Here is a 14,816-nt window from a genome sequence, read left to right on the forward strand (position 1 = left end):
GTTTCCTCCGCATATTACTTTAAATGGTTTCTAAGCTCTCCTTCACTTTTTCCGCCAGCTCTTTGTATTCTGCCTCTGTTAAAAACGTCTTCTGCGGATTCATCTGGAAGGTTCCGCCCCACTCGTCACCATCCTTGTACTTCGGTACAATATGCATGTGTAAATGGCAGCCTGTATCGCCGTACATACCATAGTTTAGCTTGTCCGGAGAAAATGCTTTGTGTATTGCCTTTGCCGCTCTTGTCACGTCCGCCATAAACGCATTTCTCTCCTCTTCGGAAATATTCACAATCTCACTCACATGATCCTTGTAGGCAACAATGAAACGTCCTCTTTTACTCTGCTCCTTAAAAAGTATGAGACTGCTCACACTCAACTCACAAACAAAGATACCAAACGCATCCAACAGTTCCCCTCTCATACAGTAAGCACAATTATTATCTTTCATATTATCCTCCTTCTGTGTACTTTCCCACTTTTTGTATCAATTTGCTTAATACTGATACCGCTATAAGCTCATAATGGGTATTTTAGCACAAATTATTGTTATTCACAATGCGTTTGTCCCCTTTAACCAATAATATTTTAATTTTTGTTAAAATATTATAGATTTTTTAGTAATTTAATGTTACGTTATTAGAAAAGGTTAAACGTGATTGCTCACTACCTTCACGCTTATGATTAAACTTCAACTTTAGAGGAGGCTATGATATGTTTCAAAAGATATTTCAGTTTGGAAACACACAGACAGCGGATGCCATCTCCGTTTACGCAAACACCTTATATTCCTTCGAGAAAGGCTATGGCTTTTTGACGGAGGAAAACCGTTCTGAAAATGAGCTCCTTCAAATTCCGGAATTAAATGACGGATTTGAGATATGGTATTGGTACATCGGACAGAAGCTGATACAGATTAAACAGGACGATACCGGCTGCTACCTCACCCACAGTGAAAAGCTCCCGCTCTCCTTCAAGGCTTCCGTTCCCGCCGCAGGCAACTACAAGCTCACTGTCACGATAACCGCAGGTGACAAGCCGCTTGATGATTTCATGGTTTTCACAGGACGCCGCCATCTGGCACTTCGTGACATAAATCTAAATCCTCACGAGAGCCACACCTTTGAGACGATTGTCAACGTATGCGGCTTCATTCCTCGCGGAAAAGAGATTCCTTACACAGACAATTCCATTTGCGTGACCATCCTTGGAAATGATGCGAGAATCTCTGCCCTTCAGATAGAGGAAATCGCTGTTCCTACTATATATATTGCGGGAGATTCCACGTTGACCGACCAGACAGGAGGCTATCCGTATGTACCGGAAAATTCCTACTGCGGTTGGGGACAATTCCTCTCTTTTTTCCTGAACAACAAGGCTAGCGTTTCCAATCACGCACATTCCGGGCTTACAACCGAGAGCTTCCGAAGCGAGGGACACTATTCTATTATCGAGAAACACATACAGCCAAACGACTTTTTTCTTTTGCAGTTTGGACATAATGATCAGAAGCTGAGCCACTTGACCGCTCAAGGCGGATATCGCGAAAACGTGCTTGCCTATATCCGAGAGGTAAGGGAAAAGAAAGCATTTCCGGTTCTTGTCACACCACTTTGCAGAAATTCATGGAAGGGTTCTGACGGAACCTACCACGATTTACTAGAGGACTACGACAAGGTAATACGCCAAATAGGCGAGGAAGAGAATGTTCCTGTTATTGCACTTCATAAAAAGAGTTATGATTTTATCACTGAAATCGGACTGGAGGATGCAAAACGCTATTTCTTCCCCGGAGATTTCACCCACACAAACGACTTCGGCGGCTACAAGATGGCATCCTTTATCGCAGAGGGCTTTGGTGAGTTAGATGAATTGAAGGAGTTTTTAGGCTCCGAGAGAACCGACTGGATACCGCCGCAGAAAATCGAGCCTGCAAAACCGCCAAAGGGACTTGAGAATGTGAAAAATCCTTCTGTTGCTTCCTTTAAAGTTGAATTTACAGATATTGACGACTGCGGCAACAAGGATAAAATTGTGGAACTCACCTCCATCGGTGTCATTCCGAATACTGATACTTTATTCCGCCCGACTGATGTTATTACCAGAGCAGAGGCACTTGGCATGGTTGTAAAAATTGCAAACTTCTTCCCGACCAACGTATACAATGATATGTTCAAGGATGTTGTGGGTCATGAATGGTATGCCGGTACCGTGGAATGTGCATGGTCAAACGGAATGGTAGATAAAGCCCTTGTGGATGAGAACTTCTATCCGCAAAAAGAGGTTTCCTATGAGGAGATGGTTTCCTTCGTGATAAATGGCTATAAGAGCAGGAAAACACTGCCGGAAACAAAAGAAGCCAAAACCTTCCACTGTACAGAATGGGCAACCCCTTATTACAATGCCGCCGATGCAATCGGATTGCTGGACACCTCCGTTGCAAGCAGCCAACTGTTGACACGGCAGGAGGCAGGCAATATTTTGTATGCCTTTAAGATGGCAATGTAGGCTTGAAATACTTATCCCTTTTGGATATTTTATGTAACCTTATATGAAAAAAGTGTGAGCTTAGCTCACACTTCGCAGCCAAGTCTTTCACTCATGAAGGGCTTGGCTGCTTTCTTATCTATCTAAATCTCTGCCGTTTCTACTCTCTCTATCACCTTAACCGGATTTTCTTCCAACATGATTTCCCACACACCATCGCGTATCTGCTTTACCTGATTTTTCTCAATGCCGCTCCACTCAGGACATTTTATATACTTCGGAAGAACTAACTGCAATTTGTGCGGTCTTATCGGAGTAAGTTCTACCTCGAACACCGCTTTCTTTACATTCCACTTCATTGAGATAAGCCCGTCATGGTAACGGAATTTTTTCATCGTTCCCGCAGAAATCCTCTCCTCCAACGCCGGAAGGAGCGCAAGATATCCCGGTGCCGCGTATAACAGCATTTCTTGAAGTGCATTGACATAACCCACAATGGCATCGAGCTGAACCGGGGCGGGGTCCATATTCCACGAAATGTTCATCCCTCTCCAATCATTATGGAGGGTAAAGAAGTTATTTAACAGCGTGCTCTTTGCCATATCATCAAGACACTTCATCGCACCCTCTCCATCTCGAAAGCGGGCATAGATCGCTGCCATATGTGCAAGCGACCAACCGGTCTGTGCATCGATTTTACGAAGCTTCACTGCCTTTACAAACTTCTCCATCTCATCCGGGTCTTTTTCTGGATAATATTCATAACCCGGGAATACCGGATAGATGTGAGACAGATGTCGATGGTCATATCGGTCCTCAAACATATTCTCCTGCCATTCCTTGATGGCGCCCTTCTCGTTTACCTTATATTCCGGAATGGACGCAAGTATTCTTTTCCACAGCTTCACCCGCTTATCGGAGAACGTTCCTTCCTCCATATTGGCATAGAGGTCAAGCATCTGGGAAAAAAATTCCTTCAAAATAGCCAGATCGATTGTTGAATTGATTGTTGTCGGCATCGGATGCGCCATCTGTACCCCTTCAGGAGGCATAAAGTTTTGCGGCGTATTTTCCGGTGAAACACTCGGGTAAAACTTCATGCGTTCCTTTCCGTTTTCATCCTCTGTAAAACAAACGTATTCCTCATAAAATCTTGCTGTTTTGTCCATAAACGGAAGCAGAACCGTTTTTGCATATTCCTCGTTTTTCGTGTATAAGAAATATTGGTAATAATGCTGTGCAATCCATCCTGTTGCGCCTACCCAGTTGATAATAACCGGCACAACCTGAGTCGGAGCCGCTACGCCCGGCGTCGTGCCTGCCGTCATATAGATGCCGTCAAGTCCAAAAAGCTTTCTTGCATTATCCTCAAATGCCGGTATTCTGTCGTTCATATACTGAAAGACGGACTGATTGTAGTCTATCAGATTTCCGCACAGCGTATGCCAGTAAATCATCTGAATGTTCTCATTTGCCATATTATGACACCATATCGGATCACTGTTTCCGCACCATAAACCATACAGCGGGAATGGATTTGCCATTTGGTTCGTACCACAAAGGAAAAGATATCTTCCGTAGTGCCATAACTTTTCAATCAGCTCCACAGACTGCTTGTCCGAAAATGCGTCCATCAGCAACTCCTCATTGCTCTTTGACCAGTTGTCCTCCAATTCCTCGCCAAGCGAAAGCTCTGCACTCTGATAAAGCGCCCTATGAAGCTTAGCACTTTTTGCAAGCCGTTCTTCATAGCCGTCCTTTCGTGCTTCCAGCTCATCATGCAAGCGTTTAGACGCCTTCACCTTCTCATCATCGACATACAGCCGAATTGTGATAAGAACCTCCTTGGCTCCGACAATCTTTAAGCGCTGCTCAAATGTACTTATCTCTCCACCGTCAATTACAACCTTTGCCACTGCACCAAAGTCCTGATGAAGCACACCCTTTTTCTCACGGATCGAGTTAAAATAAAGGTATGCAACCTCATCTGTCTCACAGCAGGCTTCCACGGAAGCTGCATCCTGAATTGCCTTGTATGCTTCGCTTAGCTCCTCACCTTGATTTTGATAGGCTCCAAGCTCTAAGGTATAGCTGATTTTATCCTCCGGCACCCTCCCCGGTTCTGCGGTGAGGCGATAAACGACCTCATCTTCCTCCCGAGATACAAAGACTTCTCTTTTCAAAAAAGCTGCGCCGTCCTGCCATTGCTGTGATGCCACGGCATGCTCCATATCAAGACTGCGCGAAAACGTTGAAAAGCCCTCAATCGGTACCTGCTCCACGACCATTCTCGCCAGCGGTGCATGAGCCTCCAGACGCGATTCATAGCCCTTTTCTCTCAGCGCATTTACAATTTCCCAGCTTGCTTCCTTGAAATTGCCTGCATCCATTTTCTCGCGCAGCCTGCCAAATGCCTCGTGCACATCCGGGAGTTCCTCCTCCGCGTCGCCACACCAGAAATCATGCCGGTTTAGCTGCAAGATTTCGCATTTTGCTCCTCCGTAAAGGTTTGCGCCGGTGAATCCGTTCCCTGTCGGCAAGCCCTCTCTCCATGTGTCATGCCACCATGACGAAGGGTATTTCATCTCTAATATATGCTTCACGCTATTTCCTCCTTTAAGAAGATAGTACATTTTGTTGCTTCTATTTTATCTTAATCTTGTAAAAAAACACACCGCGATACACGCCATATTCTTTCATTTTATGTCGCAATTTCTAAACTTTTTCAAGTATTATTACTACTGCTTAATTTTAACCATACTTTGCAAACTTATTAATAGTTATACTTTAAATATTTTACTTGTACTAAGTATCTGAATTACTTATAATCAAATTAAGTAAACGGAGGTGTCTTATGAAGCTGTCGCAAAACCTAAACTATTCCTTTTCCATGGAAAATCATACCTATCATATTTTGATGGTAACACAAGGTGTCATTGAGCACCCAATTCCGGCGCACAGCCACAGCTACAACAGCTATGAAGTGCATTATATTTTAGAGGGCTGCGGAAAGCTTATTGTAGGCGAAACCGTCTACCTTCTGACACCCGGAACACTTTTTGTTACAGGTCCCGGGATTTTGCACCGGCAGGAACCGGACAAAACCAATCCTATGCAAGAAAACTGCCTATATTTCTCGATTGATGACTCACCGGAGCCTGTCACAAATGCACCTATCACAAAACTCTTTCGGACCACTCCATTTTGGTATGGCACTGATAATCAGAATATTGCCGATGCGATTCATCTGATTCACCAAGAGCTTTCCTCCACCTCCATTGGTCATTCCGTTGCAATCAATGCCTGCTTTCAACGCTATCTGGTTGCATTGGCACGCAATATATCCCCTCTCTCCGCGGAGGAAAAAGGGGATATCGTGCCCTTTCAGCGTGAAATTGAAATGGCGTTTTTATACCGCTATCGTGATTTAACGCTGGATGATATCTGTGAGATTGTCGGCATGTGCCGCCGTCAGACACAGCGGGTTTTATTAAAATACTATGGCTGCACCTTTCAAGAGAAGAGGGCAGAGGCGCGAATGTCCGCCGCGGCTTCCTTTATTTTGGACGGCAATTATACCATGGAGGAAATTGCCGATTTGACCGGGTATTCCAGCTTAAGCAGCTTTTTGCAGGCGTTTAAGGCTTATTATCATATGACGACAAGGGAGTGGAGACGACACATAACAGGACTCTAATCTCTTCTTTTTACTTCACCAAATCTGCTGTCTTGGCTTCCACAAAGGAAACCAAATCCTCCGGCTTCATAATAAGCTGTGCTCCGCGTATCCCCGCACTTACATATACCTCATCAAACAAAATAATCGTCTCGTCCACATAGGTCGGATATTTCTTCTTCATTCCAATCGGCGAACAGCCTCCCCGTATATATCCGGTTAATCCTAAAAGCTCCTTTACATGAACCATTTCAATCTTCTTATCTTTTGTCAGCACCGAGGCTTTCTTTAAATCCAGCTCTTCATTTACCGGAATACAAAAAACCATAATCCCGTTTTTCTCTCCTCTTGCAACAAGCGTCTTAAATACCTGCTCACAGGGAAGTCCAAGCTCTTTTGCAAGGTGTTCTCCTGACAGATCATTTTCGTCTACTTCATATTCCTTTGTATCAAAAAGAATACCGGCTTTTTCCAGTATTCTCATTGCATTTGTCTTTACCATAACTTCGTTCCTTCTTTCGTTTCTATCCGTAAACTTTATCTTGCATTTATTTTACTCAAAGACTACACTTTTGTCCATATATTCCGTTTTTATCACAATATAAGGATAGGACATGCCCTCGCTTATTTTTTCTTCTTTGGACGGTCCAATCAAATTTGTGTCAACAAAGATTGCGTTGCTTGTCAGGTACAAATCATTTACCGCTATACTGTAGCCTCCTGTCTGCTGCTCCCCGTAGCCAACACATATGTACAGGCTTTCATTATCCGTATATGTAATTTTAAATTCACTTTGTTTTTTCTCATCCACAATGCTTTGAAGCTCCTCCGGCACATCTGCCTCCTCCACAACGGTAAACTCCAAATCACGCAGTTTTTCATTGCTTGATTCCTCCACGGAACATCCTCCGACAAACGCTGCTATAAACAGCCCGGCTGCCAAAGTGATAAAAAACCGCTTCATACTATAAATTCCTCCTCTCATATTAAAAAAAGCTCTATGATACAAAGTATTATTTTCCTTTGCATCATAGAACTTTTATTCACATCTATTTCTTAAATCGGTATCCAAGCGCCATCGACAAATCCTGCTTTACCTGTAAAACATGCGCTGACAATTCCTTCACACGCTCGTCAGTCATTCGGCTTAGCGGCGCCGATATACTGAAGGCATATTTTGCCTTTCCCCTGTAATCATAAATACAGGCAGCAATGCAGCGGACTCCTATCTCATTTTCCTCATCATCCATCGCATAACCCCGCTCTCTCACCTCTTCCAACACACGCAGCAGTTCTTCAAGCGATGTAATTGTCTTTGGCGTTTTCTTCTCAATTACGCTGGCGCTCCAAATTTTTGCCACCTCTTCGATTGAAAGTGTCGCAAGAATCGCCTTGCCCACACCGGAACAATACATCGGATGGATAAGACCAATCTGGGAAACCATTCGTATCGAGCTCACCTTCGACTCCACCTTGTCGATATAGATAATGTCATTTTCATTTCGCTGCACCAGATGGACTGTCTCCTGGCTAAGCTCTGCCAATTGCTTCATATAAGAATGGGCAATCGGAAGAATATCAATCTTATCCAGAAGCTGTCCCGACAAACCTACAATTTTATAAGAAAGCATATATTTTTGAGTATCCTCATCCTGCCTTGCGTAACCCATATAAATCAATGAGGTAAGCAGACGATGCACCGTACTTTTATGTAATCCCAAATAGTTGCTCAAATCCATAAGACCAATCGGTCCCATCTGCGCTAAAGTCTCCATCACCTGAAAAATTCTCTCCGCAGACTGAACGGGATTTTTATTTACTCCAGTTTCCTCTTGCATATTTCCTCCATCCGTACCTTTTCTTGCGAAGAAGTACCTTTCCCAATATTCTTTCCACAAAATGCGCATACTACAAATTATCGGAAATGTTTTTGATTTCGATAATTTATTTTATATTATTAAAGAAGTTCTCAAAGATTTCCTATGTCATGAAACCAGTTTCACCTAGTGAAACATTGTTATTCTACCACGCTTTTGCAAAAAAAACAACATGGTTGCAAAAAGTTATCGTTTGGTCAGTAACGGTTCAGCCCTGCCCTATAGAAATGATTACGCAAAACTTTTTTAAACTGCAAGCACTTACGACAAATTTTGCGTAATCATCCCTGCATGGCTGAACTGTTACACAAAAAGTACGAAACATGATTGTTTTTTCTTGACATCTTGTCAAATGATAGTATAATTTATTTATAGTATCGTTATGCGAAACATAGTTTTATATTATGGAACACCATGGAAGTGACTATATATTATCCAAGTATTTTTCCAAAATGATATACTACATTTTAAATAAGGAGAGATTTGTAATGAACGAAGTATTACAGAAGATTCAAAAAATTGGTATTGTACCTGTTATTAAGCTTGATGATGCAAAAGATGCAAAGCCGTTGGCAAAAGCACTTTGTGACGGAGGACTTCCTTGTGCAGAGGTAACCTTCAGAACTGCCTGCGCTGCTGAAGCTATTCAGATTATGGCAACAGAATTCCCAGAGATGCTTGTAGGCGCCGGAACTGTATTGACAACCGAGCAGGTAGACACTGCTGTTGCTGCCGGAGCTAAATTCATTGTAAGCCCGGGACTTAATCCAAAGGTAGTAAAATATTGCGTAGACAAAGGAATCCCTGTAACACCGGGTACTACAAATCCTAGTGATATCGAGCAGGCAATCGAATTAGGCTTAGAGGTTGTTAAATTCTTCCCTGCAGAGGCGGCTGGCGGACTGAACATGATTAAGTCTATGGCAGCTCCTTATGTAAACATGAAATTCATGCCAACAGGCGGTATCAATGCAAGCAACCTGACTTCTTATCTTGATTTCCCTAAGATTATTGCTTGCGGCGGAAGCTGGATGGTAAATGATACACTCGTAAAAGAGGGAAAATTTGATGAGATTACAAGACTTACTAAGGAAGCTGTAACAAACATGTTAGGCTTTGAGGTAAGACACGTAGGTATCAATGCTGCAAACGAGACAGAGGCAGACGCTACTGCAAGTGCATTTGAGAAAATGTTTGGCTTTGAGAAAAAAGTTGGTTCAAGCTCTATTTTTGCCGGAAAAGGCGTTGAAGTAATGAAAACTCCTTATCTTGGAGCTCACGGACATATTGCAATTGCAACAAACTACATTGAGAGAGCAAAATTCCATCTTGAAATGCAGGGCTTCAAATTCGACGAAGCAACCGCAAAACACAACGACAAGGGCGCTCTTGCTGCAATTTACTTTGTTGGTGAATACAGCGGATTTGCTGTACATTTGGTTCAGAAATAAAAAACAAAAATAATTAAAATTTATATTTGCAATGGAGGAAATTAAAAATGGCTAAAGTTGTTACTATGGGTGAAATCATGTTAAGATTATCAACCCCAAATAATGAAAAATTTATTCAGGCTGATGAGTTCGATATAAACTACGGTGGCGGAGAAGCTAACGTTGCTGTCTCTCTTGCTAACTACGGACATGAGGCTGACTTCGTAACTGCTGTACCGGACAATGAAATCGGTGAGTGTGCAGTTGCGGCACTTAGAAAATATGATGTTGGTACAAAAAACATCGCAAAATGCGGTGAGAGACTTGGTATCTACTTCCTTGAGACAGGTTCCGCTATGAGACCTTCCAAAGTAGTTTATGACAGAGCTTATTCTTCTATCTCAACAGCTACTGCTGCTGATTTTGATTTTGATAAAATTTTTGAGGGCGCTGACTGGTTCCACTTTACAGGAATCACACCTGCTGTTTCCGATGCTGCTGCTGTATTGACAGAGGAAGCTTTAAAGGCTGCAAAGAAACATAACGTAACTGTTTCTGTTGATCTTAACTTCCGTAAGAAATTATGGTCTTCCGAAAAAGCTCAGAAGGTTATGACAAACTTAATGCAGTATGTTGATGTTTGTATCGGTAACGAAGAAGACGCTGAATTAGTATTAGGCTTTAAGCCGGGAAATACTGACGTTACAAGCGGTGATCTTGAATTAGCAGGCTACAAGGATATCTTTGAGCAGATGGTTGCTAAATTTGATTTCAAATATGCTGTAAGCTCTTTAAGAGTAAGCCACTCCGCTTCTGATAACGGCTGGTCAGCTTGTATCTACAACGGAGAGACAAAAGAATTCTATCACTCAAGAGAGTACCGTATTACCCCGATCGTTGACCGTGTTGGTGGTGGTGACTCCTTTGCTGCCGGTGTTATCTGCGGCTTAGTTGACGGAAAAGACTTCAAGTCTGCTCTTGAATACGGCGTTGCTGCTTCTGCATTGAAGCACACAATTCCTGGAGACTTTAACCTTGTTTCCAGAAAAGAAGTTGATACCTTAGCTGGCGGAGACGCTTCAGGAAGAGTTCAAAGATAAGAAGCTGCTTTTACGCAGCAGAATGTGAGCCCGGCTCCATTCAGACATTTATTTAAGCCTTTCACACAGAGGAAACATAGAATTTCCTCTGTGTTGAAATAAATTTCAATACTTTATACCATAGAATGTTAACCCATTCATTTTATGGTAACTCTCAATAGAATTTTGCCAATTCTATTAACTAAATGATAATGTACCTTTTGCCAAAGGTGCATTATTTTTTTCTGTCTTTTATTTGCATTTTGTCTATTATTACCCCTTTTTTTATTCGTTTCATTTTCTTTTCGTCGAATTGTCTGCAAACGTTTACATTTTCAACCATTAATGGTATAATCTGCTTATAACAGTTCCGCTATATAGAAATGATTATGCTAAATGACCGCGAGCGCTTGCACTCAAAGGACATGTTGTACAAGCCTTTCTACAGGGCGGACGCCATATAGAAAGAATGTGCCGATTATTTAATAAGATACTTGGCATATTTATATTCTGGCATATTATGAATGTCACGGCTGAACTGTTATATTTTTTTGCGTTACATGTAACTATTAACATTTTTTTCAAGGGGGAAACACATGAAAAAACTATTTTCAAGAACAATTGCAGCATTACTCACTAGTGCGCTCATATTTACGAGTACAGGGTTCTCGTCATCTGCCACTATTATTGAGGACAATTCTGCAAACGTTGTCACAGAGATTACGACCGATGAACAAGAAACAGAGGAGACTGTTTCTACGAATGACATCGAGGAAATCACAACCGATGAAGCAGAAAACGTTTCTGAAAATGATGTTGTGGAAAACACAACCGGCGAAACAGAAACCTCTTCTGTAAATGAGGTTGAGCAAAACACATCCGATGAAAAGGAGAGCTCTTCTATGGCTGCTATCAATCCATCCACCACTGCTTCTGAGCTCAATGAGGCAGCGGATTATACGTGGAAATCCATCACATTCGGACAGTCCACAGACCTGAATTTTCCGTCTAACGTTTTGCCGGAAAAGATAGGCACACAGTACGCTGAGGAAACTCAGATCAGTGTCGTTGATTCATCCGTCGAGGGCGCAGAGCCGGAGACAAAAGATGCTGTAGTGATTGAGAGCCGCGGCGGTAAAATCGCAAACGCACACGACGGCTTAACCTTCTACTACACAACACTTCCGACAAGTAAAAACTTTGTTCTGGAGGCAAAGGTATTTATCAACCAGTTTGGACCGGAAAACAATTCTGCTCCAAGTAAACAGGAAGCTGTCGGTATCATGGCAAGAGATATACTTGGGGCTGCCAGGCAAGAGCCTATGGCGGAGGGATATGAGGAACTTCCTGCTGCCTCCAATGTAGCTTCTACAATGGTCATGGCAAATGAGAAAAAAACCAATACAGCTCTCAATATTATGTCTTATCAGAGAAACGGCGTATTCTATCCATACGGAAATGCTCATATTTCCTACTCAGCAACTCAGTTTGCTCAGATAAACGCAGACAAGTCAAAGACCGTAATTGAAGATGTTACACCTGCTGAGGGAGAGAGCTACGACAGCAGCGACTTCTTTACACTTCGTCTGGAACGCACCGATAACGGATTTATCACCACCTACATAGCCTCTGACGGAACCGAGAAAACCGGAAGTATTGACGATGCAGACAGACTTGCCGTTATCGACGAGGAAAATATGTATGTAGGCTTCTTCTCTTCCAGAAATGCGAAGGTGACCTACACAGATATTACCCTGACTACATCTAATGCCAACACCGCACCATGCACCTTTACACCGGAGGCATATGCTCTCTCCTTTACCAATATGTCCGCAGAGAAGACAAGCTCCAGTGATTATACAGTGGCATTTCGGACAAATTTTGACGGTACGGCAGAGATTTTGCAGGACGGCAGCGTAATTGAGGCAGCCGGAGCTGTGACCGCAGGTGAAATATATGAGCTTCCTACTACTTTAAGCAGCGACACAACGAATTTTGTGATTAATTACAGCTCAAGCAACGGCTCCAAAACCGTAGATTTTAACGTGACCAAAAATGAAGCATACCAAAAGGATCTCTATGTCTCCGTGGACGGTACAAGCTCGGGCAGCGGGGATATCGATTCACCGCTTGATTTGGATACAGCTCTCTCCTATTTATCAGAGGGACACACCATTTATCTTCGCGAAGGAACCTATAATGCCCTCGTCATCCAGGCAACAATGTCGGCAAGCACTAAAGGAATGAAGAGCTTGACCGCTTATAATGGTGAAAATGTAGTATTCAGTGGAAATTCTTATGTATATGCAAGCTACTGGAATATATCCCATATTTCAATCACCGGCTCAAATTCTGCTGGTCTTCGTGCGAGCGGAAGCGGCAATGTATTTGAATATTGCACCTTCTACGGAAATGAGGATACCGGCTTCCAGCTTGGTATGGGCTCCGACACAGACCCGCTCACATGGCCGGAAAACAACACAATCCGTTACTGTCTTTCCTATGAAAACGTAGATGCCTCCCAAATCAATGCCGATGGCTTTGCCGCTAAACTAGGCGTCGGAAAGGGTAACCTATTTGATTCTTGTATCTCCCATGACAATGCAGACGATGGCTGGGATTTATTCAATAAGCTTGGCGATGCCAAAAATGAGCCTGTCACAATACAAAACTGTATCGCTTACAGCAACGGCAACAACGGCTTTAAGCTTGGCGGAGAAGGCTATGCGGTTGACCATATCATAACTGACTGCCTTGCTTTCCAAAACAATATGGACGGCTTTACCGACAATTTTAATACCGGTGTACTGACTGTCACAAACTGTACCTCAGTTGACAATAACAGATACAATTATATTTTCCGCTTAAATCCTTATTTGTCTGCAAGCGAGCAAGGAACCTTCACCAACAATATTTCCTATCGCAGCAGCTATGATGAAGATACAGTAAATGATTATATTTCCGGCAACATTGTCAACTCCTACTTCTTCGATGAAGGAAATAATACCATTACTGCAAACGATTTCATAAGTACAACGGCTCCTGAGTCATACGAGAGAAACGCGGACGGAACCATTAACTACGGTGATTTTATGCGCCCGACTACCGCAAGCTTCCTTGCAAACAGCGGCATTTCCCATGCTTCCTATATTGGCGCAATTCCACCTGTTTCTACTCCTGCACAGTTAGTGACCAAAATCAGTTTAGACAAGACACAGGCTTCCTTAAAAATCGGTGAAACCGTTGCATTGAAGGCAAGTGTTGAGCCTGCAAACGCTACAAACTCTGCATTGACATGGACCTCCTCCAACACCGGTGTTGCTTCAGTCGATTCCACCGGTCTGGTAAAGGCTCTGTCAGCAGGAACTGCGGTTATCAGTGCCGCTTCAACTGACGGAAGCAACATTACGGCTGCTTGTGCAATTACTGTTTTACCGGATGTCGTTGGGGTTTCGTCAATTACGCTTACCAAAACTAAAACCGCAATTGCAAAAGGCTCCAGCGAGACTTTATCCGCTTCTGTTTTACCTGAAAATGCTACGGATACTTCCGTTACTTGGAGTTCCAGCAACACAAAGGTTGCAACGGTAGACCAAAACGGCAAGGTGACCGGCAAAGCGTATGGAACGGCTGTTATCAAAGCAGCTTCTGTCAGCAACCCAAGCATTACTGCTTCCTGCAGCGTAACGGTAGGCTATAAGATTACTTATTCCTTAAACAAAGGAGCGAATAACAGCAAAAATCCGGCTGCTTATTACAAGCAAAAGGTAACGCTGTCTGAGCCGACAAGAAAAGGCTATCTATTTAAAGGCTGGTACACAGACAGTAAGTTTAAAACAAAGATAACCTCCATCTCAAAAAGCAGTACAAAGAATTACAAGCTGTACGCAAAATGGGAAAAGGTATCAAAACCTGCTGCACCTGCAATAAAAGCAGCGACAAACAGCAGTGCAAAGAAAATGAAAATTACATTGAAAAGTTCAATTTCCGGTGCAAAGGGATATGAAATAACCTATGCAACAGATAAGAAATTTACAAAAAACACGAGCACTGCTACGATTTCAAAAGCCTCCACTTTGTCAAAGACAATTTCAAAGCTGACAAAGGGCAGCACCTATTATGTCAAAGTTCGGGCATATACGGTTGATTCTGAGGGCAATAAGATTTATGGAAAATATAGCAAAACCGTCAGTGTAAAAATCAGAAAATAAAAAAGTTCTATAATCTTCTATTTCTATAGCCCTCACAGCAAAAGGACGTATTTTCTATT

General features: G+C 42.7%; 10 protein-coding genes. 5 read left to right on the forward strand and 5 right to left on the reverse strand.

All coding sequences use genetic code 11. From position 1 onward, the window contains the following. Positions 1-19: 19 nt before the first annotated feature. Positions 20-448, reverse strand: coding sequence for an HIT family protein (locus tag CTY48_RS15130; RefSeq protein ID WP_099469297.1), 429 nt, complete (start codon positions 446-448; stop codon positions 20-22). A gap of 263 nt (positions 449-711) precedes the next feature. Between CTY48_RS15130 and CTY48_RS15135 the strand changes: the two genes are divergently transcribed. After that, positions 712-2,505 carry a GDSL-type esterase/lipase family protein gene (locus CTY48_RS15135; protein WP_099469298.1) on the forward strand — a complete coding sequence of 598 codons (1,794 nt, stop codon included), beginning with the start codon at positions 712-714 and terminating at the stop codon, positions 2,503-2,505. Positions 2,506-2,627: 122 nt separating this feature from the next. Here the strand turns inward: CTY48_RS15135 and CTY48_RS15140 are convergent, their stop codons facing one another. Beyond that, positions 2,628-5,087, reverse strand: coding sequence for a glycosyl hydrolase family 95 catalytic domain-containing protein (locus tag CTY48_RS15140; RefSeq protein ID WP_180272744.1), 2,460 nt, complete (start codon positions 5,085-5,087; stop codon positions 2,628-2,630). A gap of 251 nt (positions 5,088-5,338) precedes the next feature. Here CTY48_RS15140 and CTY48_RS15145 point away from each other — a divergent pair, with 251 nt between their 5' ends. Then, positions 5,339-6,181, forward strand: coding sequence for a helix-turn-helix transcriptional regulator (locus tag CTY48_RS15145; protein WP_099469300.1), 843 nt, complete (start codon positions 5,339-5,341; stop codon positions 6,179-6,181). Between the two features lie 10 nt (positions 6,182-6,191). Here CTY48_RS15145 and ybaK read toward each other — a convergent pair whose 3' ends face one another. The 3 genes from ybaK to CTY48_RS15160 all read right to left on the reverse strand — a co-directional run bounded on the left by ybaK (position 6,192) and on the right by CTY48_RS15160 (position 7,998). Further along, the gene (ybaK, locus tag CTY48_RS15150; RefSeq protein WP_099469301.1) at positions 6,192-6,662 is read right to left on the reverse strand and encodes a Cys-tRNA(Pro) deacylase; all 471 of its coding nucleotides are present in this window, start codon (positions 6,660-6,662) and stop codon (positions 6,192-6,194) included. Between the two features lie 51 nt (positions 6,663-6,713). After that, positions 6,714-7,124, reverse strand: a complete 411-nt coding sequence (locus tag CTY48_RS15155) for a protease complex subunit PrcB family protein (protein ID WP_236354962.1) — start codon at positions 7,122-7,124, stop codon at positions 6,714-6,716. An 85-nt stretch (positions 7,125-7,209) separates the two neighbouring features. Then, complete coding sequence (locus CTY48_RS15160; RefSeq protein WP_099469302.1) at positions 7,210-7,998, reverse strand: IclR family transcriptional regulator; 789 nt, start codon at positions 7,996-7,998, stop codon at positions 7,210-7,212. A 527-nt stretch (positions 7,999-8,525) separates the two neighbouring features. Between CTY48_RS15160 and CTY48_RS15165 the strand changes: the two genes are divergently transcribed. The 3 genes from CTY48_RS15165 to CTY48_RS15175 all read left to right on the forward strand — a co-directional run bounded on the left by CTY48_RS15165 (position 8,526) and on the right by CTY48_RS15175 (position 14,757). Beyond that, positions 8,526-9,488 (forward strand): bifunctional 4-hydroxy-2-oxoglutarate aldolase/2-dehydro-3-deoxy-phosphogluconate aldolase, encoded by a 963-nt coding sequence (locus CTY48_RS15165; RefSeq protein WP_099469303.1) that lies wholly within the window; start codon positions 8,526-8,528, stop codon positions 9,486-9,488. Between the two features lie 47 nt (positions 9,489-9,535). Then, on the forward strand, positions 9,536-10,567 hold the full coding sequence (locus CTY48_RS15170) for a sugar kinase (protein WP_099469304.1): 1,032 nt from the start codon (positions 9,536-9,538) through the stop codon (positions 10,565-10,567). Positions 10,568-11,142: 575 nt separating this feature from the next. Then, positions 11,143-14,757, forward strand: coding sequence for an Ig-like domain-containing protein (locus CTY48_RS15175; protein WP_099469305.1), 3,615 nt, complete (start codon positions 11,143-11,145; stop codon positions 14,755-14,757). The last annotated feature ends 59 nt before the right edge of the window (positions 14,758-14,816 follow it).

Source organism: Konateibacter massiliensis, from assembly GCF_900184995.1.
Classification (GTDB): domain Bacteria; phylum Bacillota; class Clostridia; order Lachnospirales; family Lachnospiraceae; genus Lachnotalea; species Lachnotalea massiliensis.

What these genes read in the sequence shown, in the direction of transcription:
- CTY48_RS15130 (WP_099469297.1), bottom strand. Translation starts at nt 448, where the DNA reads ATGAAAGATAATAATTGTGCTTACTGTATGAGAGGGGAACTGTTGGAT.
- CTY48_RS15135 (WP_099469298.1), top strand. Translation starts at nt 712, where the DNA reads ATGTTTCAAAAGATATTTCAGTTTGGAAACACACAGACAGCGGATGCC.
- CTY48_RS15145 (WP_099469300.1), top strand. Translation starts at nt 5,339, where the DNA reads ATGAAGCTGTCGCAAAACCTAAACTATTCCTTTTCCATGGAAAATCAT.
- ybaK (WP_099469301.1), bottom strand. Translation starts at nt 6,662, where the DNA reads ATGGTAAAGACAAATGCAATGAGAATACTGGAAAAAGCCGGTATTCTT.
- CTY48_RS15155 (WP_236354962.1), bottom strand. Translation starts at nt 7,124, where the DNA reads ATGAAGCGGTTTTTTATCACTTTGGCAGCCGGGCTGTTTATAGCAGCG.
- CTY48_RS15160 (WP_099469302.1), bottom strand. Translation starts at nt 7,998, where the DNA reads ATGCAAGAGGAAACTGGAGTAAATAAAAATCCCGTTCAGTCTGCGGAG.
- CTY48_RS15165 (WP_099469303.1), top strand. Translation starts at nt 8,526, where the DNA reads ATGAACGAAGTATTACAGAAGATTCAAAAAATTGGTATTGTACCTGTT.
- CTY48_RS15170 (WP_099469304.1), top strand. Translation starts at nt 9,536, where the DNA reads ATGGCTAAAGTTGTTACTATGGGTGAAATCATGTTAAGATTATCAACC.
- CTY48_RS15175 (WP_099469305.1), top strand. Translation starts at nt 11,143, where the DNA reads ATGAAAAAACTATTTTCAAGAACAATTGCAGCATTACTCACTAGTGCG.